The 21846-nt window shown below is 60.6% G+C and carries 22 protein-coding genes and 1 tRNA gene; 13 read left to right on the top strand and 10 right to left on the bottom strand.

All coding sequences use genetic code 11. The annotated features are described in order from the left end of the window. From MHY13_RS08355 to MHY13_RS08330, 6 genes are all read left to right on the top strand, one after another. Positions 1-1353 carry an FtsW/RodA/SpoVE family cell cycle protein gene (locus MHY13_RS08355; RefSeq protein WP_239282834.1) on the top strand — a complete coding sequence of 451 codons (1353 nt, stop codon included), beginning with the start codon at positions 1-3 and terminating at the stop codon, positions 1351-1353. Continuing rightward, the gene (locus MHY13_RS08350) at positions 1350-2780 is read left to right on the top strand and encodes a penicillin-binding transpeptidase domain-containing protein (RefSeq protein WP_204610601.1); all 1431 of its coding nucleotides are present in this window, start codon (positions 1350-1352) and stop codon (positions 2778-2780) included. The genes MHY13_RS08355 and MHY13_RS08350 overlap by 4 nt, the downstream gene beginning before the upstream one ends. Beyond that, the gene (locus tag MHY13_RS08345) at positions 2780-4228 is read left to right on the top strand and encodes a serine/threonine-protein kinase (protein ID WP_239282832.1); all 1449 of its coding nucleotides are present in this window, start codon (positions 2780-2782) and stop codon (positions 4226-4228) included. Before MHY13_RS08350 ends, MHY13_RS08345 begins: the two co-directional genes overlap by 1 nt. 3 nt (positions 4229-4231) lie before the next feature. Beyond that, positions 4232-6190, top strand: a complete 1959-nt coding sequence (gene pknB / locus MHY13_RS08340; RefSeq protein ID WP_239282830.1) for a Stk1 family PASTA domain-containing Ser/Thr kinase — start codon at positions 4232-4234, stop codon at positions 6188-6190. A 64-nt stretch (positions 6191-6254) separates the two neighbouring features. Beyond that, complete coding sequence (gene crgA / locus MHY13_RS08335; RefSeq protein ID WP_005326260.1) at positions 6255-6524, top strand: cell division protein CrgA; 270 nt, start codon at positions 6255-6257, stop codon at positions 6522-6524. A 74-nt stretch (positions 6525-6598) separates the two neighbouring features. Further along, a complete protein-coding gene (locus tag MHY13_RS08330; protein WP_239282828.1) occupies positions 6599-7177 on the top strand; it encodes a hypothetical protein in 579 nt (192 codons plus the stop codon). Here the strand turns inward: MHY13_RS08330 and MHY13_RS08325 are convergent. The 4 genes from MHY13_RS08325 to MHY13_RS08310 all read right to left on the bottom strand — a co-directional run bounded on the left by MHY13_RS08325 (position 7174) and on the right by MHY13_RS08310 (position 10932). After that, positions 7174-7785 (bottom strand): CPBP family intramembrane glutamic endopeptidase, encoded by a 612-nt coding sequence (locus MHY13_RS08325; protein ID WP_239235984.1) that lies wholly within the window; start codon positions 7783-7785, stop codon positions 7174-7176. The two genes, MHY13_RS08330 and MHY13_RS08325, sit on opposite strands and share 4 nt — an antisense overlap. 89 nt (positions 7786-7874) lie before the next feature. Then, positions 7875-9332 (bottom strand): NAD(P)/FAD-dependent oxidoreductase, encoded by a 1458-nt coding sequence (locus tag MHY13_RS08320; RefSeq protein WP_239282826.1) that lies wholly within the window; start codon positions 9330-9332, stop codon positions 7875-7877. 306 nt (positions 9333-9638) lie between these two features. Continuing rightward, the gene (locus tag MHY13_RS08315) at positions 9639-10292 is read right to left on the bottom strand and encodes a rhomboid family intramembrane serine protease (RefSeq protein ID WP_239282824.1); all 654 of its coding nucleotides are present in this window, start codon (positions 10290-10292) and stop codon (positions 9639-9641) included. Between the two features lie 109 nt (positions 10293-10401). After that, positions 10402-10932, bottom strand: a complete 531-nt coding sequence (locus tag MHY13_RS08310) for a peptidylprolyl isomerase (RefSeq protein WP_005326254.1) — start codon at positions 10930-10932, stop codon at positions 10402-10404. Positions 10933-11001: 69 nt separating this feature from the next. Here MHY13_RS08310 and MHY13_RS08305 point away from each other — a divergent pair, with 69 nt between their 5' ends. Next, entirely contained in the window at positions 11002-11661 is a 660-nt protein-coding gene (locus MHY13_RS08305; RefSeq protein ID WP_239282822.1) for an HAD family hydrolase, read from the top strand. On the opposite strand, the gene MHY13_RS08300 is transcribed toward MHY13_RS08305, so the two are convergent. Then, positions 11621-13258: a dihydroxyacetone kinase family protein gene (locus MHY13_RS08300; RefSeq protein ID WP_239282820.1), complete on the bottom strand. Its 1638-nt coding sequence runs from the start codon at positions 13256-13258 to the stop codon at positions 11621-11623. The two genes, MHY13_RS08305 and MHY13_RS08300, sit on opposite strands and share 41 nt — an antisense overlap. Positions 13259-13400: 142 nt before the next feature. Here MHY13_RS08300 and MHY13_RS08295 point away from each other — a divergent pair, with 142 nt between their 5' ends. Further along, complete coding sequence (locus MHY13_RS08295; protein WP_239282818.1) at positions 13401-14039, top strand: DedA family protein; 639 nt, start codon at positions 13401-13403, stop codon at positions 14037-14039. Between the two features lie 49 nt (positions 14040-14088). On the opposite strand, the gene metE is transcribed toward MHY13_RS08295, so the two are convergent. Then, positions 14089-16359 (bottom strand): 5-methyltetrahydropteroyltriglutamate--homocysteine S-methyltransferase, encoded by a 2271-nt coding sequence (gene metE, locus MHY13_RS08290; RefSeq protein ID WP_239282816.1) that lies wholly within the window; start codon positions 16357-16359, stop codon positions 14089-14091. Next, positions 16346-17278, bottom strand: a complete 933-nt coding sequence (locus MHY13_RS08285; RefSeq protein WP_150851188.1) for a methylenetetrahydrofolate reductase — start codon at positions 17276-17278, stop codon at positions 16346-16348. Before MHY13_RS08285 ends, metE begins: the two co-directional genes overlap by 14 nt. Positions 17279-17561: 283 nt before the next feature. Here MHY13_RS08285 and MHY13_RS08280 point away from each other — a divergent pair, with 283 nt between their 5' ends. The 3 genes from MHY13_RS08280 to MHY13_RS08270 all read left to right on the top strand — a co-directional run bounded on the left by MHY13_RS08280 (position 17562) and on the right by MHY13_RS08270 (position 19209). Next, a complete protein-coding gene (locus MHY13_RS08280) occupies positions 17562-18302 on the top strand; it encodes a hypothetical protein (RefSeq protein WP_239282814.1) in 741 nt (246 codons plus the stop codon). Between the two features lie 133 nt (positions 18303-18435). Continuing rightward, the gene (locus MHY13_RS08275; protein WP_005326240.1) at positions 18436-18639 is read left to right on the top strand and encodes a hypothetical protein; all 204 of its coding nucleotides are present in this window, start codon (positions 18436-18438) and stop codon (positions 18637-18639) included. 99 nt (positions 18640-18738) lie between these two features. Beyond that, positions 18739-19209: a GNAT family N-acetyltransferase gene (locus tag MHY13_RS08270; protein ID WP_150851190.1), complete on the top strand. Its 471-nt coding sequence runs from the start codon at positions 18739-18741 to the stop codon at positions 19207-19209. On the opposite strand, the gene MHY13_RS08265 is transcribed toward MHY13_RS08270, so the two are convergent. Then, a complete protein-coding gene (locus tag MHY13_RS08265) occupies positions 19206-19454 on the bottom strand; it encodes a hypothetical protein (protein ID WP_150851191.1) in 249 nt (82 codons plus the stop codon). The genes MHY13_RS08270 and MHY13_RS08265 overlap by 4 nt on opposite strands. A 245-nt stretch (positions 19455-19699) precedes the next feature. Further along, positions 19700-19772: transfer RNA gene (locus MHY13_RS08260), tRNA-Ala, on the bottom strand. 157 nt (positions 19773-19929) lie between these two features. On the opposite strand from MHY13_RS08260, the gene MHY13_RS08255 reads away from it, so the two are divergent. Continuing rightward, complete coding sequence (locus MHY13_RS08255; RefSeq protein ID WP_239282812.1) at positions 19930-20793, top strand: polysaccharide deacetylase family protein; 864 nt, start codon at positions 19930-19932, stop codon at positions 20791-20793. Beyond that, positions 20793-21341, top strand: coding sequence for a DNA-3-methyladenine glycosylase (locus MHY13_RS08250; protein ID WP_005326236.1), 549 nt, complete (start codon positions 20793-20795; stop codon positions 21339-21341). Before MHY13_RS08255 ends, MHY13_RS08250 begins: the two co-directional genes overlap by 1 nt. 18 nt (positions 21342-21359) lie before the next feature. Here MHY13_RS08250 and MHY13_RS08245 read toward each other — a convergent pair whose 3' ends face one another. Further along, complete coding sequence (locus MHY13_RS08245; RefSeq protein ID WP_005326234.1) at positions 21360-21845, bottom strand: MarR family winged helix-turn-helix transcriptional regulator; 486 nt, start codon at positions 21843-21845, stop codon at positions 21360-21362. Position 21846 lies beyond the last annotated feature (1 nt).

Below are 21846 nucleotides of genomic sequence, written 5' to 3'. Positions count from 1 at the left end.
GTGAAAAAGTTTTTTAGCCGAGGAACCGAACTCGGCCTGCTCATCCTAGCCGCCATCGTCTTTGCTATCACTTTGGTCAGCCTGGAGCTATCCCAAGACAACGCGCTGACCATGGATCTGGTTTATCTCATCGGCGGGTTCATTGGAGTCTTTACTGTCGCCCATTTGGTGATGTGCTTTTTAGCGCCTTATGCCGATCAGATCATGCTGCCAATGGTGGCGATCCTCAATGGCATCGGGCTCATCATGTTGGCCCGCCTGGATCTGGTCAATGAAAGCGGCCTCGCCGTGCGTCAGGTCATGTGGACCATCGTCGGACTCGTGCTCTTTGTGCTGGTCTTAGCTATTTTGAAGGATCACCGCTCGCTGACGCGCTACTCCTATATCTTGGGCGCCGCCGGCCTCGTCCTGCTGGCCCTGCCGCTAGTATGGCCGCAGCCCCCAGACGTGGAGGCACGCATCTGGCTAAATCTGGGGCCCTTCTCCATTCAACCGGGCGAGTTCTCCAAGATCCTGCTGATCTTGTTCTTCGCCATGCTGCTGACGCAGAAGCGCTCCCTCTTTACCGTCGCAGGCTACCGCGTATTCGGCATCTCCCTGCCGCGCCTGCGTGACCTCGCGCCCATCCTGATCGTGTGGGCCATCGCGATCGTCATCATGGGCATCTCCAATGACTTCGGCCCAGCGCTGCTGTTATTTAGCACCGTCCTTGGCATGCTGTTTATGGCCACCGGCCGGGTGAGCTGGCTGCTTATCGGCGTTGTCCTCGTCGGTGTGGGCGGTTTTGGTATTTATCAGATCTCCGCGAAGATCCAGCAACGCTTTTCTAACTTCCTAGACCCGCTGGGCAATTATGATGGCACGGGCTTCCAGCTTTCCCAGTCGCTATTCGGCATGTCTTCTGGCGGCATCTCTGGCAGCGGCTTGGGCGAGGGGCATCCAGAACTAGTTCCGGTGGCCCACTCGGATTTCATCCTTGCCGCAATCGGTGAGGAGTTCGGCCTCATTGGCCTAGCCGCCGTACTGGTGCTTTTCGGTATGCTGGCCACCCGCGGCTTTGGCACTGCGCTGCGCACCCGCGATACCTACGGCAAGCTGGTGGCTTCCGGTCTTTCTCTTACCTTGGCAGTTCAGGTCTTTGTGGTCACCGGCGGTATTTCTGCCCTGCTGCCGATGACCGGTTTGACCACGCCATTCATGTCTGCCGGTGGTTCCTCTCTCATGGCTAACTATGTATTGTTGGCGATCTTGCTGCGGATCTCTAACGCGGCTCGCCGCCCCATGCAGGAGACCTCGAGCAATGCGCCGAGCGATACCTCCATGTTCCCGTCGGTCCAGGAGGCTCACCGATGAATAGATCCATCCGTCTAGTGTCCTTATTTGCCGTCATTTTGACCGCTATTTTGCTGGTCAATTTGACGGTGATCCAGGCATTTTCTGAAGATAAGTACGCCCATAATCCACGGAATATGCGCGGCTTCATGGAAATGCAGACCACTCCGCGCGGCCAGATCTTTGCGGGCAATACCGTGTTGGCACAGTCGACGCAGAACCCGGATGAAACCTACTCGCGCTCCTACCCCATTGATTCACCGGCCTTTGGCAACTTGACCGGCTACTTGTCTAGCCAATTTGGTGCCTCGGAACTGGAGTCCTCCCAAAATGACATCCTCAATGGCTCTGATGATTCTTTAATGAAGCAAAACTGGCTGGATACTCTGGCCGATAAGCCGAAGCAGGGCGCAAATGTGGAGGTCACCATCGATCCTGCGCTCCAGCAGGCTGCCTATGATCAGCTGGTGGGTCCTGGCTACGAGGGCTCTGCGGTTGCCATTCAACCTTCCACCGGCAAGGTCCTGGCCATGGCCTCCAACCCTGGCTATAACCCCAATGATCTGATGGGCGATTCTGCCGAGGATAATTGGGCCAACCTGCAAGAGCAGGAGGGCCAGCCGCTGGTCAACCACGCCGGTGCAGAAACGCTGCCCCCTGGCTCCATCTTCAAGATCATCACCACTGCGGCAGGCCTAAACAATGGTTTTGATCCCTCTTCCACGCTGACCGGTTCCAACGTCATTACTTTGCCGGATACGGTTACGGAGCTGACCAACTACGCCAATCAAAAGTGCAATGGCCAGGATTCGGTAACGCTCCAGACCGCGTTTGCGCTGTCCTGCAATACCGCGTTTGTGGAAATGTCGGAGCAGATCGGCGCGGATGAGCTGCGCAAGTACGCCAAGGCCTTTGGCGTGGGTGAGAACTACGACCTTGGCGTGTCCACCTCCGGCGGCACCTTGGGCGATTTGCCGGACGGTGCGGCCACGGCGCAGTCTGCCATCGGCCAGCGCGATGTCACCATGACCGCGCTACAGGCCGCAGTCATGGCAGGCACCGTGGCCAATAAGGGTACCCGCATGCAGCCTTACCTGGTCAATCGCATTACCGACGCCCAGATGAAAGATGTCCGCACCACCAAACCCAAGAAGGCAGACCAGGCGGTTAATGAGGAGACCGCGGCTACGCTTACTGATTTGATGTATGCCTCTGAGCGTTCGTCCTGGGGCTATGACGGTAACGGCTTTGCCTCGAAGACCGGCACCGCCGAGCACGGCGAGGGGCTGGCCCCGCACGTGTGGTACGTTGCCTTCGATCCGGAACGCGATATCGCCGTGGGCGTCGTGGTGAAAAATGGTGGTAACTTGGGTGAGTCCGCTACGGGCGGCAAGGTTTCCGGCCCGATTGGCCGCGCCATCCTGCGCGCATACCAGGGGGAGCAGTAATGAATAGCGCTGAGAATAAAGAACATCTCCAAGAACTTATTGGCAGCGACTACGAGCTCCAGTGGATCATCGGCCACGGCGGAATGTCCACCGTGTGGCTGGCCGATGACACCCGCAACGATCGCGAGGTGGCGATCAAAGTCCTGCGCCCGGAGTTTTCCGATAATCACGAATTCCTCTCCCGCTTCCGCAACGAGGCGAAATCGGCCAAATCCATTCAATCCGAGAACGTGGTGGCCACCTATGACTACCGCGAGCTAGAGGATAACGGCCGCAAGTTCTGCTTCATGGCCTTGGAGTATGTGCGCGGCGAATCCCTCGCAGACCTTTTGGCGCGCGAAAATACGCTGCAAGAAGAGCTCGCTCTCGACGTCCTCGAGCAGGCAGCACATGGCCTATCCATCATTCACCGCATGGAGCTGGTCCACCGCGATATTAAGCCCGGCAACCTCCTCATTACGCAAAATGGCCAGGTCAAGATCACGGACTTTGGCATTGCCAAGGCGGCCGCGGCCGTGCCGCTGACCCGCACCGGCATGGTGGTGGGTACCGCGCAATATGTATCGCCCGAGCAAGCACAGGGCAACGACGTCACGCCGGCTTCCGACGTCTATTCGCTCGGCGTCGTCGGCTATGAAATGCTCGCCGGCAAGCGCCCGTTTACCGGAGATTCCTCCGTGTCCATCGCCCTGGCCCACATCAACCAGGAGCCGGAGCCACTATCGACGAATATCAGCGCCCCGGCTCGCGAGCTCATCCGCATTGCGTTGCGCAAGGACCCAGCGACCCGCTACGCCGATGGCAATGAGTTCACTCTGGCCATCTCCGCAGTTCGCTTGGGCAAGCGCCCGCCGCAGCCTAAGTCCGCACCACTAACACAACGCGCACCCGAGCCCTCGCCGTCCGCATCAACGGAGATGTTGGGCAACGTTGCCCAGCCCACCACGATCCATCCGGCTGCGGGCACCGCTCCGCACAAGGAGTCCAAGGGCGGATCCTCCTTCCTGAAGGGCCTGGGTATCACCCTGCTCCTCGCAGCCGTGGCCGGTGGTGGTTACGCCGCCTACCACAACTTGAGCGATAACGAGGGAGAAAGCGAACCCTCCAGTACCCCGGAGACCTCGGTGGTTACGGAGTACCGCGATCCCACCACCACCCCGCAGAACACTCCGGAGGAAGAGACGGAAGAGGCCCCGGCACCGGTGACGGTGACAGAGACCGAGCCGCAGGAATCCGATCAGGAAGAAGCCCCGCGTACCACTACTCACCGCGAGACACCCACGCGCCACTCGCCTACCCACCAGGAACAGCCCCCGGCCGTACCAACGCAACAGAATCCGCAGGATACGCACGTTGAAACTACACCTGAGCTGGATACTCCAGTAAACTCGCAGGCTAATGAGCTCCCCGGAGACTTAGCCGATCTAATTACACAGGAGGGTGACTAAGCGATGGTCAATGACCGCTATCGGAGAGGCGAGATCATCGGCGCCGGCGGCATGTCTGAGGTCTATGCTGCCGAAGACACCGTCCTAGGCCGCCAAGTAGCGGTAAAGATGCTCCGCCCGGAAATGGCGCGCGACGTCAACTTCCGCGAGCGTTTTTACCGCGAGGCGCAAAACTCGGGCAAGCTGAATCACCCCAATATCGTAGCGGTTTATGACACCGGCGAAACCGAACTGGATGGCATGACCATCCCTTATATCGTCATGGAGCGGGTCAACGGCCGCACTCTGCGCGATATCATTCGCGAAGACGGAGCCCTGTCCGCTCAAGAAGCGGCGGATATCCTCAAACCGGTAGCGGATGCACTGCAAGCCTCGCACGAGGCCGGAATTATCCACCGCGATATCAAGCCGGCAAATATTATGCTCACCAACACCGGCCAGGTGAAGGTGATGGACTTCGGCATCGCCCGTGCCTTGGATGATTCCACCTCGGCGATGACGCAAACTTCCGCCGTTATCGGCACCGCCCAGTACCTTTCCCCGGAGCAGGCCCGCGGTAAGAACGCGGATGCCCGCTCCGATGTCTATGCGCTGGGCTGCGTTCTCTATGAGGCGCTCACTGGCCATACGCCTTTTGAGGGCGAAACCCCCTTTGCGGTTGCGTATCAGCATGTGCAGGAAGAGCCGACGCCGCCGTCGGAGCTCATTGCGGATCCCTCGCTGACTCCTACCCAACGCGTCAATATCGATGCGGTAGTACTTACCGCTATGGCCAAGCACCCGGCGGATCGCTATCAGTCCGCTTGGGAGATGGCCGGCGATTTGGAGCGCCTGCGCAATGGGCAGGTCACCGCTGCAGCGCGCATGCACGTCAACGAGGAAGAAGACGAGCAGCCTACCGAAATGGTCGGCGCCGCCGCACCAGCTGCGGCCGCGCACCGCGCGCCAATCCAGTCCACCCGCCCCACCGAGGACGATGACAATCAGGGTGGCGGCTGGATGAAGTGGCTGGCAGCCTTCCTGGCCGCACTCTTGGTGGCCATCGTGGGCTACTTCGCCTGGGATTTCTTCTCCAACGATAAAGACTCTGAAGATAAGCCACGCCAGACCCAATCCGCTCAGCACGACAAAATTACCGTGCCCGAGGTGGAAAACCGCCCGCGCAACGAGGTGGTTAAGGAACTAGAAGACATGGGTCTGCAGGTCACCGTCAATGAGGAGGCCAACCCGGATATTCCACGCAATAATGCCATCCGCATTAATCCGGCCCCAGGCTCCGAGCTGCAGAAGAATGCCTCAGTCACGCTGACCGTTTCCTCTGGCAAGGAGATTACGGATGTCCCGGATATCACCGGCATGACCTTGGATGAGGCCGCCCAGGCACTCGAAGGGGCAGGCTTGGTGCTCAATTCCGATGTCTCGGAGGAAAACGATGAGTCCCCGGCCGGCCAAATCATCAAGCAGAACCCGGCCGGCGGCACGCAGTTGTCCAAGGGATCGAAGGTACGGGTAACGGTTTCTAAGGGCGTCGAAAAGAAGCGCGTGCCCAATGTCGCCGGCATGGACGTCGAGGATGCCCAGAGCCGTCTCGAGTCGAATGACTTTGATGTAGACGTCCGCGAGGTGGATTCCTTGGAGCCGAAGGGCACGGTGCTGAGCGTCTCCAACCAGGGCGCGGAGCTGGAAAAGGGCAAGCCGGTTACCGTTGAGGTATCCAATGGCATGCTCTTTAAGGCCCCTGACCTGGTACGCAAGAATCAAGGCCAGGCCGAGGCCGCGTTGCGGGAGGCTGGCTGGACCGGCCAGTTCGTCGTCGGCGAGCCGGCTCCTACCGGTGCCTTGGTGGATGCCAATAAGATTGGCTGGGCGTCTGTGAACCCGGGCGATACCATGCGCAAGGATCAAAATATTGATATCCGCCTGTGGAGTTTCGACCCCGCTGCACTTCTGCCGCAGCCATAACTGCTGGTATCCTAAGGCCTCAGTACGAACTTAGATAAGACTTTAAATCTAGAAAAGGTATCTTATGCCGAAGTCAAAGATTTCCCAGAGCTCCTCCGTCCCTACCTCGAGCTCTGCTACCAACCGCACGCCCGTCAAGATCAATTCTGAGGGCACCCCGAAGTGGTACGTCGCTATCATGCTGGGCCTGATGGTCATCGGCCTGCTGTGGCTTGTGGTCAATTACCTCGCTGGCCAGGACATCCCGTTCATGGCGGACCTCGGCGCATGGAATTACGGCATCGGCTTCGGCCTGGCCATCATCGGCCTGCTAATGACCATGGGTTGGCGCTAAGCTAAACGCCACAGCCTATTCCCTCGCTCCCTACTTTTTGTAGGTGGCGAGGGTTTTTCATATCTAGGAGCCACATGTCTCGCCATATTCTTGCCGCTGGCCTCATCATTTCGGTGGCCTACGCGGCCGTGCACATCGCGTTTGCCGACGCCACCCTACTCACCGGCGCCGCTCCCCTCCGCCTTTCCGTGCGCAACTACCTAGGCAACGTCTTGGGCTCGGGCATGGTGTGGGGAATCTTTAGCTACCTCATGGGTAAGGAATTTCCGGGCCGGTGGCTCAAGGCACTCCTGGCCGGTACGGGAATCATCGTGATGATGCTGGCGGTGCACTACACCTTGCTCGTGGTCTTCGGCGTGTATAACTGGCACGAGGCATTCGAGTACAACGCCCAGTGGTTCTTCCTGGCGCTCTTCTCTGGACCGGTACTGGGGCTGGCCGGCGCGGCCTCGGCACGGTTCCGCTGGTTCGATTACCTCGCCGTCCTTGGCTTCCTCCTCGAACCCGTGGTTGCCGGACTCGTCCCAGGCAGTTCCTACCTGCCCCGCACCACGACCATCCCTGGGTACTTCGCCGCCGCGACTCTCTGGCTCATCGGCGCCGGCTTCATTATTTGGCAGCGGCGAGCACGACCCAAGGCACAGCAGGATTAACCGTTAAGTGCGACCAAAAATACCACGGCGTTGTTTACGCAGTGTATGAGAAACGGTGCTGTGAGGGATCTAAACCACAGTCGCGCAACAATAAGTGATGTGCCTGCAAAGATTAAGTAGACCACCACCATAGGGATGCCGTGCATTACCGCAAAAATGGCCACCGTTAGAGAAGCAGCTATGGCAGTTGGCATTCTTCCTTGCAACCAATCAAAAAGAACTCGCCGGAAGACGACTTCTTCGATGAGGGGAATAACCACTGCACCGCACACGGCCGCGAGCACAGCAGCAACAGGACTGATGTCTATGCCATCAGCAATACTTGAAGATTCTTGCTCGGTACCGAATTGCCATCCAATCACTCCCGTAGCCGCACCACCGCCCAGCAGGGTAAGCGGTATCCACCATAGGAGGTGCCAAAGCGAATGTGTACAGGGAAGAAAGCCGAAGTCGCGGCGGGACCAGCCAAGACGCCGATAGAAGCCGTACCATAAAATGCCCAACCCACTAATCGCGCCGCCTAGTGAAACTCCCAAGGCAATCCAGGAACTATCCCCGTCGCAGGACAGCCCAAAGGCAATTCCGACAATCGCCGCGCCGGCGAACATGGCGGCTACACTTGCTGCCGCCCACGCCATATGCACGCCTCGGACCGGAGGGTGAAGCTGAGAATTCTTCAACGCTATAGTCATACAGCCTAGCGTTCCATCCCCCGTCTCATACTTGTGGATGAATTTATTTGTGAGCTAAGCGCTTCCTCCGCTGCCCACCACCCCGGCATGCCATGCACGCCAGCGCCGGGAGCGGCCGAGCTAGAGGCTATAAATACTCCCGGGGCGAGGCGGTGCGGATGGGCCGACAAGCGTGGTCGCAGGAAGGTTTGCAGTCCGGTCATGGAACCGCCGGCAATATCACCGCCCACCAGATTGGGATTCCATCGCTCCAGATCGGCCGGGCTCGTAGCGTGGGTCGACAGGATGGTATCCCGAAAACCGGGGGCAAAGCGCTCGATCTGGGCGGCAATCAGCTCGGTGACCTCACCCGGATAGCGCTCCACATAGCTGTGCGGGACATGCGCATAGGTCCACAGCGTTTGCCCCCGGGAGGGGTCTGCCACGTATTGCTGGCATGCTAAAACCAAGGGTCGCTTAGGCATTCGCCGCTTGCCGACGTCCCCCTCAGCCCCACATATTTCCTCCAGCGTTCCTCCCACATGCACGGTACCGGCCTGGCCCACGCAGGGATCGGTCCATGGCACGGGCTCACTGAGGTGGAAGTCCACTTTGAAGACGGCGCTGCCATAGCGCCAGCGCGTCAGGCTCCGCCGAGTGCCGTCCCGCAGCTCCAGCCCGCCCAGCCGCAGAACCTGGCGCGGGGTGAGGTTTAAAATGACCGCATCGGCCGGAGGCAGCTCCCGCAGGTCGGTGACCTCGCATCCGGTATAGAGGCGGGCGTGGTGGGAACGGAGGAGGTTAAGGAGGGCGTCGATAAGAGCGCCGGTGCCACCCTCCACCACGGGCCAGCCGCGGGTCATCCCTAGCCCGCCAAAGAGCAGGCCGAACGCCGAGGTAAAAGGCGTAGTCGGTGAGGCGATCGCGTGTACTGCGCTGCCCGCAAAGAGGGCGCGAGCCTGGGGTGTGCGGAAGGCCGCGCGCGCCAAGCTGCTGGCGGGCAACACCCCGGCCGCGCCAAATTGCGCCAAGCGCACAGGGCGATTGGGCCAGCGCACCAGCGGGGTAAGCGCATTATCCACATGCTCATCGATGTGGCGGACAATGTGCCCGTGCAGCCGCCTCCATGCCTTGGCATCGGTCCCCAATTCCGCCGCCGTGTCCGCCAAGGAACCGTGCAGGACCCCAGCCGGCGCGCCTTCTAACGGATGGGCCATGGGATAAGGAGCATTGCGCCACCGCACACCGTGGGCTTCCAAGTCGAGGGCGCGAAAGGCCGGGCTCGCTACGCCAAAGGGGTGCCCGGCCGCGCCGAGATCCACAATCGTGCCCGGGAAAATCTCCGCGGAGGATGCCGCTGCACCACCGGCCCGGCCGGCGCGCTCGTAGATATCCACACTCCATCCGGCCATAGCCAGCCGCGCCGCGGCCGTGAGCCCATTCGGGCCTGCGCCGACGATCACAGCGCGAGGTTGATAATCCACAATGCTCCTTATGCAGGTCAATGCCCAAATTTATCAGTCTTGTTAACACAATGGGTAGAAAGTTATCCACAGGCTGTGGAGAAAACCTGTGAAATGTGAATTTCACACAATTATTAACACCCTGTGGATAACTGTTTTCACGGGCTTCCACAGGCTGATTTTCACACTTTCGCACGGGCTAGACCAGCGTGATCAGGGAAAACTCCGGAAAAGCGTTCGGTAAATTACAAAAATGTAGTTATCCACAATGTGGATAACCATTGTGGAATTCTTTCGCACACGCTTTCCAGTGATCAAATTCCACAGTTATCCCCAAACCCCAGCTTGATGGGCTAATAGCGCGAGGACTACCACGGCCACCGCAGCAACGCCGCCCCAGCGGAGGGCGGGACTTTTTCGATAGAGGAAGAGGCTCAACACGATGCCTGTGCACAACCCGCCAAGGTGTCCCCACAGGGATACGCCATCGGCTAAAAAGGTATAGGCCACATTCGCCAAAACGAGGGCGATGGGTGCGCGGAGATCGAGCCCGCGCTGGCGGTAAGCACCCACCAGCATGGCCATGAGCGCGAAGAGCGCGCCCGAGGCGCCGACGGTGGGGGTCTCAAAATCGAATTTCAAGATCATGGCGGACGCGCCGAGGCAAGAAATGAGGTAGGCAGCGAGGTACAACCCGGTGCCAAGGGCCCGCTCCACCTCCTTGCCGATGAGCACAAGCATGATCATGTTCACCGCCAAATGGCCCGCGTCCAGGTGCATAAACGCGGAGGACAGGGCGGTCTGCGGCGCAATCGGGTATTGCGGGCCCCACAGGCCCCAGTCCACCGCGAGGTCGGATTCATAGAAGGTAGCGCCCAGCGTCCGTGCCTGCACCGCGGTAATAAGCCAGGCAATGATGCAGACGGCGGCGATGAGCGCGGTCGCCGGGGTGGCGCGTACATAGTTTCTCACCATGGTCATGAAGTTGTCAGTCCTTGGGGCGGATCTAGTGGTGGGTGGCTTGGGGTAAAACTGCAACGAGCCCGCCGCCGCATGGATAATGCGGTGACGGGCCCGAGGGAAAAGGTGATTACGCGATATCGATGGACTCGATAACAACGTCCTCGTGCGGACGGTCCATGCGGTCGGTATCAACCTTGGCGATCTTGGACACAACCTCCTGGGAGGCAGCATCGGTAACCTCACCAAAGATGGTGTGGTGGTTGTTCAGGTGCGGGGTCGGCGCCACGGTGATGAAGAACTGGGAGCCGTTGGTGCCTGGGCCGGCATTAGCCATGGCCAGCAGGAATGGGCGGTCGAACTGCAGCTCCGGGTGGAACTCGTCCTGAAACTGGTAGCCCGGGCCACCGCGGCCGGTGCCGGTAGGGTCGCCGCCCTGGATCATGAAGTTATCGATGATGCGGTGGAAGATTGCGCCGTCATAGAACGGGCCGGACTGCTCGCCCTTTGCGTTCTGGGTGGAGTAGTCCTTCTCGCCCTTGGCCAGGCCGATGAAGTTTTCAACGGTTACCGGTGCGTGGTTACCGAAGAGATCGATAACAATGTCGCCGTAGTTGGTATGCATCGTTGCAGTTGCGGTCTTCTGAGTCATGCCAGCCATTGTAAAGAATTTAACGCGCGCCTGCCGCGCATGACATAACGCTGTCAGCGATCGCGCTAGCCTGAAGGCATGATTCGCGCGCTACTTTTTGATCTGGATGACACCCTGCTCGACCACACCGGCGCGGCCCGGGACGCAGTGGATCAGTGGTGCCGCGAGCTAGGACTCCCCGAGGGCCAGCATGCGCGCTTTGCGGCCATCGAGCGCACCTGGTTCAGCGCCTACGAGCGCGGCGAGGTCACCCACCAGGGTCAGCGGGCGGCGCGCTGCCGCGAATTCCTCAGCCGGGAGATGAACGATGCCGAGGCGCTGGCCGCCTATGACGGCTATCTTTCCGCCTACCGGGAGCAGTGGCGCGCTTTTGCCGACGCCCTGCCCACCCTCACCTGGGCCCTCGAGTCCGGCTTTCAGGTGGGCGTGCTCACCAATGGCGAGCGCGAGATGCAGCAGGCCAAGCTGGAGGCCACGGGCCTTGCGCTTGCCGACGTCCTCCTCATCCCCACCGTCGACCTTGGCTGCCCCAAACCGCAGCGGGAGGCCTACCTCGCCGCCTGCGATCAGCTGGGTACGGCCCCCGTGGACACGCTCATGGTGGGCGATTCCCTAGCCAACGATGTGCAGGGCGCGCGCACGGCGGGGCTGCACGCGCTCCACCTCGACCGTGCGGGCGATGGGGATCTGCGCTCGCTTAGCGCGCTGAAAGAGGTTCTCCCCCAAAGAGCCAGCTGACCACGAGGGCGCCCGGATCGATTACTCCCTTGCTGCGATCTCCCAGATAGGAGGCGCGACCCTTCTTCGCGGCGAGGTCCTCGGTATCGAGGGCTCCGGCATGGGCAGCTGTGAAAAGCGCCTGCAAAGTCTCCGCATCCGGATCCTTCGCCCCCAGTTCGCGGGCCTTTTCGGCGGCCGGGATGAGGGCATCGAGCATGGTGCGATCGCGGCGCTTCGCGCCACCAAGCTCATGGATGAGGTCGGCCGCATCATTGAGCCCATCCGCCAGCGACTCCGCCCGAGCCAGCTCAGTAAAGAGCGTGCCGAAGACGGCCCCGGAAGTACCGCCGGCGAGGACGAGCAGGCGCTTGGCCAGCCCGGTGAGGATCTCCGTATCCGTACCGCGCAGGGGAAGCTCGATGCCGCCGAAGGCCGCCTCCATGTTCTGGCCAAAGTCGCCGTCGCCGGCCTTGCGGTCCAGCTCGGTCAGCGCCTCAAAGGATGCTTGGAGGCGTTCCACAAAGGCGGTAAGCCACTGGTTCTCCTCGCCCTCGGTGGGCAGCTCGTCCTGGAAGGTGATGGTGGCCGGTTCCACCGCCTTCGCACCGCCTAGGGTATGGGGCCAGGCGGGGGCGGAGGTGGGGGCGTCGATAAGCTCGAGCAACTCCACGTCCGCCTTGAGCAGCGTAAAAGAAGCGCCGTGCATATTGACCGCAGTGACATAAGAACCCACCAACGACCGGGCGACGGTGATGCCGCGCTGGGCCAGCTGCGCGGAGGCCTCGCCAAAGAGCAGGCTCAACTCCAGCGGGGTGGTACCGCCGAGGCCATTGACCAAGCACACCACCTCATCACCCTGGCCCAGGTCAAGGGCGGGCACGATCTTTTCCAGGACCTGGTTCACAATGGCACTCGCGCTACCCACCTGCTCGGTGTGGGTGCCCGGCTCGCCATGAATGCCCACGCCCACCTCCATCTGGCCGGCCTCGAGATCGAAGGTTTCGCGGCCGCTGGTCGGCATGAAGCCGGCGCCCAGCGCCACGGACATGCTGCGGGAATTCTCCGCGGCACGCTTGCCCAACTCAGCGACTGTGTCCACGTCATCGCCGCGGTAGGCGGCGGCGCCTGCGACCTTTTCCACCAGGATGGTCGCGCCGGTACCGCGGCGGCCGGGGCCGTCCTCATTGCCATCGGTGGCAAGATCATCGGCCACCAGCACCGTGCGGGTGTCTACCGCCTCGGCGGCGTTGCGGGCGACGGTGAAGTTCATGACGTCACCGGTGTAGTTCTTCACCACGTGGACTACTCCCCTGCCCTGGTCAGCCCACTGGGTGGCCTCGCTGACCTGGACCGCGTTCGGGGAGGTAAAGAGCAGTCCCGGGCAGGCCGCTGCGAGCATGCCCTGGCCGACGAACCCGGCATGCATCGGTTCGTGACCGGAACCGCCACCGGAAATCACCGCCACTGCCGGATCGCCGTCCGCGGTGCGCAGCGGCGTGGTGCGGCCAATGAAGCCGACGTCGTGCCAGCGAGCATCGGGATGGTTGGCGATGAGCCCAGCGAGGGCATCAGAGAGGAAAGTGTCTTGGCTATTGCGGAATGCGGAGTGGTTCATACCTCCACGCTAGTGATGTCGCTTACCCGGAAGCTAGGAGGAGAAAAGAAACATACCGGTTCCATTCAGACACCCAGCGGATTCGCAGCCACTTTGCAGTTTGCGGAGGATACTAAAAGAACTACTAAGAAAGGATCCACTCATGGATTTCTTGTCCTCCCTCCACAACCTCATGGACGCAGGCTCGCTGCTCCAGAGTTTCGGACCTTATATCCTCCTCGGCGTCGCCGTCGTCATCTTCATCGAGTCCGGCGTGCTTTTCCCATTCCTGCCGGGTGATTCACTGCTCGTAACCGCGGCCATCCTGCGCCACGAACTCGATATCAACGCCTGGCTGCTCTTTGTCGTGGCCGCGGTGGCCGCATTCGCCGGCGACCAGGTGGGCTTCTACTTAGGCCGCCGCTTTGGCCGCAAGCTCTTCAAGGACGATGCCCGCATCCTGCGCACCGAACACCTCGATAGCGCGGAGGATTTCTTCCAGCGCCACGGCCCGGTGGCCCTGGTATTGGGCCGCTTCGTGCCGATTGTGCGCACCTTCGTCCCCTTCGCCGCGGGTACCGCAGAAATGGGCTACTCCTCGTTCCTGCGCTGGAATATCCTCGGCGGCGTGGGCTGGGTAGGTTCCATGCTGCTCGTCGGTGTCCTGCTGGGCGGCATCCCCGGGATTGCCCACTCCATCGACATCATCATGCTGATCGTGGTGGCAATTTCCGTGCTGCCGATGATCATCGGCTGGATCAACAAGCGCCGCAAGGAAAAGCGCGAAATCCCGGCCACGTAAGAACTTTTATTCTTTACCCGGCCGGGATTGTGGTGCGATAAGGGAGGATTTAGAGGGACTCGCGCACCTCATCGCGAGCTAGCACCATATTGCGCAGGGAAGCCTCGGTCTCCTCGTAACCACGGGTCTTCAGGCCGCAGTCCGGGTTAACCCACAGGCGCTCGACCGGCACGTGCTTGAGCGCGGCGCGGATGAGCTCGGCCATCTCCGCCACGGAAGGCACGCGCGGGGAGTGGATATCGTAGATGCCCGGGCCGATTTCAGAGTGGAAGGTCTCGTCGATATCCTCCAGCAGCTCCATGCGGGAGCGGGCCGCCTCGATAGAGGTGACATCGGCATCCAGCCCAGCAACGGCATCGATGATTTGGCCGAACTCGGAGTAGCACAGGTGGGTGTGGATCTGGGTGGTCGGCTTGGCCTTGAGGGCTACCAGGCGGAAGGAACGCACGGCCCAGTCCAGGTAGGCCTTGCGGTCTTCCTCACGCAACGGCAACAGCTCGCGCAGGGCCGGCTCGTCGATCTGGATGATGTCGATGCCGGCCTCTTCCAGGTCATGCACCTCATCTGCCAGCGCGACGCCGAGCTGATCCGCGGAGACGGACTGGTGTACGTCATCACGGACGAAGGACCAGGCCAAGATGGTCACCGGGCCGGTGAGCATGCCCTTGACGTGGTGCTCCGAGAGCGACTGGGCGTACTTGGACCACTCGGTGGTCATCGCAGCCGGGCGGGAGATATCACCAACCACGATTGGCGGACGGGTGCAGCGGGAGCCATACGACTGGACCCAGCCGTTTTCGGTGGTGACGAAGCCATCGAGCAGCTCGGCAAAGTACTGAACCATGTCATTGCGCTCCGGCTCGCCATGGACGAGGACGTCGAGGCCGAGGCGCTCCTGCAGCTCAATGACGGACTTAACCTCTTCCTTGAGGGCAGCGTTGTAGTCGGCGTCGGAAAGCTCGCCCTTGCGGTGCGCCGCACGCGCCTGGCGGATCTCCTTGGTCTGGGGGAAGGAGCCGATGGTGGTGGTTGGCAGCTGCGGCAGGCCTAGTTCCTTCTGCGCCTCGTTGCGCTCGGCAAAGGCGGGCTCGCGCTTGACCTCGCCGGCCGGCAGCTTCTCGATGCGCGCCTTCACCGCCGCGTTGTGGATGCGCTCGGATTCGGCACGGGTGCGCACTGCGCGGTCGCTGATGCTATAAGCCTCCGGTGCCTCCAGCGGGCCCTGGGAGATGGCGACGACTTCCTTGACCTTCTCATTGGCGAAGGAGAACCAGGTGGCGACGTCTGCAGGCAGCTTGGTTTCTGCCTCCACGGTGTGCGGCACGTGCTGCAAGGATACGGAAGTCGATACGGACAGGGAGTCGAGGCTGCTCTCCAGGTCCTCGTACTTGGAGCGCAGGTCGCGCAGGTTGGCGGCCCAGACATTGCGGCCGTCGATAAGGCCGGCAACCACGTGGGACTTCAGGTTCTTCACGCGATCGAGGTACCCCTCATCGAGTGCCAGGGTGCCCACGGAAAGGTCCACATGGACGGCCTCCGGCTTGAGCTCGGCCAGGACCTCGAGGCCCTTTCGCACAGAGCCGTACGGCGTGGTGAGGTATACCTGCGGGCGGTTGTCCGCGGCCAAGATGGCCTCATAGGCGCGTTTGGTATGGGCGGCCAGTTCCTCATCATTGGCAATGGTCAGGTCCGCTACTAGGGCAGGCTCGGCGAGCTGTACCCACTTCACGCCGGACTTATCCAACTCGGCCAGTACCTCCTGGTAGGCCTTAACGGCATCATCCAGGCGGTCGAACGGAGACTTGGTAGCACCCTCTGCCTGCTTAGACAGAGCCAGCAAGGTGACCGGACCGACGAGGTATGGGCGCACGGTGTGGCCTGCCGCGCGGGCCTCTTCTACCAGCTTGATAACGCGCTGCGGGTGCGCCTTGAAGTCCTGGTCATCGGCGATTTCCGGGACGATGTAGTGGTAGTTGGTATCGAACCACTTGGTCATTTCCAGCGGCGCGGTGTCCTTATTGCCGCGGGCCAAGGTGAACTCATCATCCAGGGTCTCGCCGACCACGGCGCCAACGGTCAGTGCGGTCTCGAGCACCTGGTCGTAGTAGGCGACGTCAGCAGGAATGGCGTAGTCCTCAGTAAGGCCCAGGTCGCGCAGGCGGTTATAAGTATCCAGGCGCAGGGAATGTGCGGCGGACTCGAAGGTTTCCGCATCGATGCGCCCGGCCCAGTAGGATTCCAGCGCACGCTTAAGTTCACGGTTAGCGCCGACGCGAGGGTAGCCCTCAATCGTCGCCTTGGGGAAGTTAGTGTTCGTCATTGTCTACTCCGATTCGAGATAACAGGTCTTGCGTAATGTCCGGGTTGTTGTGGGTATAGATATGGAGGCCGTCCGCGCCGCCGGCCACGATGGTGCGGGCCAATTGGGCGGTAAGCTCCATGCCGATTTCGTATTCCTCTTCTGGGGTTGTCGCTGCCGCGAGCTGAGTGCGCACCCTCTCGGGTACGGTCAGCCCGGACAGCTGCCCCATTCGCTCCAACCGGCGCAGGCTGGTCATGGGCATAATCCCCGGAATGAGGGGGATCTTCACCCCGGCCAATTTCGCCCTTTGGGCGAAGCGGAGGAAGTCCTCCGCATCGAAGAAGAGCTGGGTGATGGCGAAGTCCGCGCCGAGACGCTGCTTATTGAGCAGGACGTCGAAGTCTTCGTCCTCGTTCTTGGACTCGGCATGGCCGCTGGGGTAGCACGCCACGCTTACCGCGAGGCGGCCGGCGGCGAAGCGGGCGGCTTGGTGGCTTTCCAGCTGGCGGATGAGGCGAACCAGCTCATCGGCATGTTGCAGGTAGTGCTCAGGCATGCCCCCTTCGGGGAGATCGCCGCGCAAGGCCAGCAGGCCGCGCACGCCGGCATCCACCAAGCGATTAATCCACCCAATGAGCTCGTCGCGCGTACCAGCCGTGCAGGCCAGGTGCGCCAGTGGGCGCATAGAGGTGTTCTGCGAAATCTTCTCAATGAAGGCCGCGGTTCCCTCCAACCAACCGGAGCGCTGGGAACTGGTCACCGCGATGTAATCAGGGTGATAGCTTTCCAGCACCTCTAGTAAGCGGTCGATCTTGGCGGCATCGGCATCGTGGCGCGGCGGGATTACCTCAAAGGAAAGGGCCAGGCGCTCGGGCGCAGGTGCTTCCTCTTCGCTTTCAAAATCCAAGGGCGCGGAAGCCGAAAGTCGCGGGCTCATGGTCACCTCCTTTGCTGGTCGTCGTTGGTGTGTTGAGAAAAAACGTACCAAGCTGTTCAGTTTGCGCGGTAGCGATTCTGTAATGGTGACACCTTTGCAAGCCTGCAAACTGCGAGGTTGACGAAAAATCAGGTGAATAATAATCATGAATTCTGAACCAAGCGGTCTATTTCTAGCGCGTTCTCGCTGCACGCCATGACGCCAACGGTGGTACACCGCCCAACACGTCACTATGCTGGGTGAAAGCGAATTGATAAATCTGAGTTAAGGAGTGTTCCACCCCATGAACCCCACCACGCTGAACGTGGCCTTTAAGACCGCATCGAACCTGTGGAGCCAGTTCAATAACTACCGCGAGGAAAAGTCCCGCGAGGCCTACACCGCCCTGGAAGAGGCCGCACAGAAGATGGACGAGCGCGATAACAGCGCCTTCGCCGAGCCGCGCCGCCAAGCAGGCGCCGTTACCCGCGCCGCACACTCCCGCCTCGAGCGCGCCCTGGAGGAGTTCAACGACTACCGCGAAGACGCCACCGAGCGCCTGAACGACGCCAAGGAAGAGGCCACCAAGAAGGCTAAGAAGGCCCGCAAGCAGGCAAAGAAGGATTCTCAGAAGGCCCAGAAGAACCTCAAGAAGAAGTCCGCCAAGGTAGCCAAGAAGCAAAAGAAGAATAAGAAGTCCTCTAAGGGCTGGATCTTCGCCGGCATCATCGCCCTGCTGTCCGCTGCGGCCGGCGGTGCCTACTACTGGCTGCGCTCCAACGACAAACCTTCCCAGACCCCGCCGCGCGTGGATGACTTCCAGGCCGATTCCCACACCGCTCCGGAGTCCACCTTGGTCTACACCTCCACCAGCGAGAATGACACCCAGTCTGACCTCGTTGAAGAAGGTGCCGTACGCGATGAGGAGCTCCTCGGTTCCATCGATGAGCAGCTGGCCAAGCACCGCGAGGAAGAAGCAGCTCAGCCGGCCGATACCACCCGCGTTACCGATGACCACCAAAACGAGGGCAAGCACCGCCTGTAAACCTAGGAATAAATACGCTTACCACCCCGCCGTGGGGGTATGCGTAGCGTTGTCTAGATCTCATTGCTTTGCCTAAACAAAAATCTCTTGATTGAATTCCCACATTAGGGATCTTTCTACAAGGAGATGAACAATGAGCTTTGAGTCCCTCACCGTCAAGCTCAAAGACGGCTCAACGTACTACTTCCCGGCGGGTGCTGTGTCCAAAGACCCTTCCTCTCGCGTGGACAACCTGCGCTTCGCCATCGATAACGGAACCACCTTCCACTCCGTGGATGAGGCCGGCATCGAGCGCGAGTTCAACGGTCACGACGTCCGCAATTACCACTTAGCCTAAGCGTTAGCACAATCCTCTCCCCGCAGGTCACCAGCCTGTGCGGAGGGGATTTTCGCATGCCCACCCCACGCTGCTGCCCCGCCGTCTATCGTGGATCTTATGGAACTTCGCGCAACGCAGGAATCTGACCGCACCTACCTCGCCCGCCTCAATTTCCTTACCGATACCTTCGGTGACGAGCACGGCGAGCTCTCCCCCGACTTCGCCGATGATTTTGCCTTCTACGTGGAAAATTGGGATCCCAACCAGGGCGGTTTCATCGCCTGGCAGGAGCTCGTCCCGGCGGGCGGCGTGTGGCTCAACTGGGGTACGGAGGACAATCACGGCTTTGGCTTTGTCGAGCCCGCCATTCCGGAGCTCGCCATCGCGGTCGAGGCACGCTACAAGGGCCAGGGCATTGCCACCGCGCTTATCGACGCCGCCATTTCCCTCGCCCAGACCCTGCGCGCCCCCGGCATCTCGCTAGCCGTCCACCCCGATAATCCCCGTGCCAAGGGTCTCTATGAACACCTCGGCTTCGAGCACGTGGGCAGCCACGAGGATCACTTTGTGATGGTCAAGCGCTTCTAAAGCGAACGCAGGCGGGCGTGGGTGACGTAAATCGGCTCGTTATCCACGGCCGTCTTAAATTCCTCGGTCAGGCCAGCCATAACCGCCTCACGCGCATCTTCGCGGGTGCTGTGAAAGCTCACAACCTCACCATCTACCGCAGCCTCGCCGCGCTTGCGCACCACAACGAATTCCGCGCCCTCCGGCGCCGCAACTTCCTTATCTGCGGAGGTAAAGGGATCGCTGTAGCGAACGTTGGCGGTCATGGTTGGTCTCCTGGTGATATCGGGGGACAGTAATGATTCCCCATTCACTGTACTGAAAGATTCTCCCCGCGACCTTGCACACTTCCGCCCTCTTCTTTCGCAGATCACGATTTTCGTCCATATAAACCAGCACAACCGTCGACGAAAACCACGGTTTGTATGGACGAAAATCGCTAACTCAACCCCCTGAGCCCCACCACGTAAAAAGTCCGGCCCCTCCGAAGAGGAAGCCGGACTTCATGCTGTGGAGCATAGGAGAATCGAACTCCTGACCTTCTGCTTGCAAAGCAGATGCTCTACCAATTGAGCTAATGCCCCAGTACCTAAATACTTTACTACCGCAGGCGAAGTAACTCCAAACCTGAACCACGCAAACCACTTTGGTCACTTTAGGCATGTCCTATCACTTCCGTAACACGCAGGCGCTAGGGTCATGGGCACATCGTGTCCACTTTCCCTCATCCTTAGGAAGACTATGCGCCGCATTCTCACCTCCGCCCTCACCGTGCTCGTCGCCGCTGCCGTTCCGGCGGCCGCTAACGCACAGTTGCCGCAGATTCCACAGCTGCCTGTGTCCTCCAGCTCGAATATCCAAGATGACATCAACCACCGCATCGAGGACGCCCGCGCGCAGGTCGAGGACATCTCCTCCAAGGCCTTCTCCCCAAAGGCTCCTAAACAGAAGGCGCCCACCCCGGCCCAGGAGAAGAAAACAGAGACGCGCAATAGTGGTGGCGTCGACTGTGCCAACTGCGTAGCTATCACCTACGACGACGGCCCAGGCGCCGAAACCAACCGCCTGCTGGACAAGCTCAAGGCCAAGAACGCGCATGCAAGCTTCATGGTTCTCGCCCCTAGTGCTGAGCAGCACCCTGAGCTCCTCAAACGCATGAAGGCCGAGGGCCACACCATCGGCAACCACACCAAGAGCCACCGCCAACTCAATACGCTGTCCTACGAGCAGGTATCCCAAGAGATCGACGCCGGCAACGCCGCTATTAAGAAGGCCACCGGCCAGGGCACGCGCTGGGTACGCCCGCCCTACGGCGCTACCAACGCCACCGTGGATCAGGTAACCCGCGATAAGGGCGTCTCCCAGGCGCTATGGGACGTCGACACCGTGGATTGGAAAGACCGCAACTCTGAGCACGTCTGTTCCTCGGCCGTGCAGGGTGCCCGCGCCGGCTCCATCGTCTTGATGCATGATATCCACCCCACCACCGTGGACGCCGCCGATTGTGTCATCGATGGCCTACGCGCCAAGGGCCTCGAACCTGTGAGCCTGGATCGCCTCCTGCGCACCCCCGTGGCAGGTAAGCGCTACTACGCTCGTGGTTAATGATTGATTTTGCCCTGACTGCCGACGCCGTCGCTCCCCAACTCCTCGGCTGCACCCTCACCCATGCCGGGGTGAGCATCCGCCTCACTGAGGTCGAGGCTTACCTAGGCGCCGAGGACTCCGCGGCACACACCTTCAATGGCAAAACCCCGCGTAATGCGGCCATGTTCGGTCCTCCGGGCAGGTTCTACGTCTATATTTCTTACGGCATCCACCGCAACGTCAATATCGTCTGTGCCCCTGAAGGCACTGGCCAGGGCTGTCTGCTGCGTGGCGGTGAAATCATCGAGGGTGCCGACATCGCCTTCGCCCGCCGTGGCACCTCTGATTTTCATAACCTCGCCCGCGGACCGGGAAACCTCGGCAAAGCCCTCGGCTTCACGCTCGAAGACAACCACCAACCAATACAGCTTGTCGAGCGAACCACCGAACCAGAATGGGTGTGCGGACCGCGTATCGGTATCTCCAAAAACCAGGAAGCGGCCCTCCGGTTTTGGATCCCCTTCGATAAAACCGTCTCGGGCCGCCGCGGCTATCCCAAGAAATAGCCCTGCTCGTTTCGCTAGCTAATAGCGCCCACCGTAGCGCTCATCATTCTCGATGGCCTTAATGATCCGCTGATTAATCTGCAGCATCTGGCGAATCTGCGTACGGGTCAGGCTATCCATTACGGACCTCCTCGCCTGCTTAGCGTGTCCAGGCGCAGTCTCTACTACTTTGTCCCAGCCGCTATCCGTGAGCTTTGCCATGGTGGTGCGGCCATCAGTCGGGCACGGCTGGCGCACGACCCACCCCTGCTTTTCTAGGCGCGTAACGACCTGGCTCAAGCGGGACAAAGATCCATTGGCGGTAATCGCCAAATCGCGCATACGCATCTCGCGACTTTCCGCCTCCGATAGCCGAGATAGCACTGTATATTCAAAAAAGCTCAAGCCTGCGTCATCGCGCAGCTGAGCATCCAAAATATTGGTTAAGCGAATATTTACGCTCATTAGAGACATAAATGATGTGAGTTCTTCATCATCCAGCCAGTAGTCATCGCGCTCGGTCATG

The organism is Corynebacterium sp. ACRPE (assembly GCF_022347435.1).
Classification (GTDB): Bacteria; Actinomycetota; Actinomycetes; order Mycobacteriales; family Mycobacteriaceae; genus Corynebacterium; species Corynebacterium tuberculostearicum_D.
This window is presented reverse-complemented; position numbering and strand designations above follow the sequence as displayed.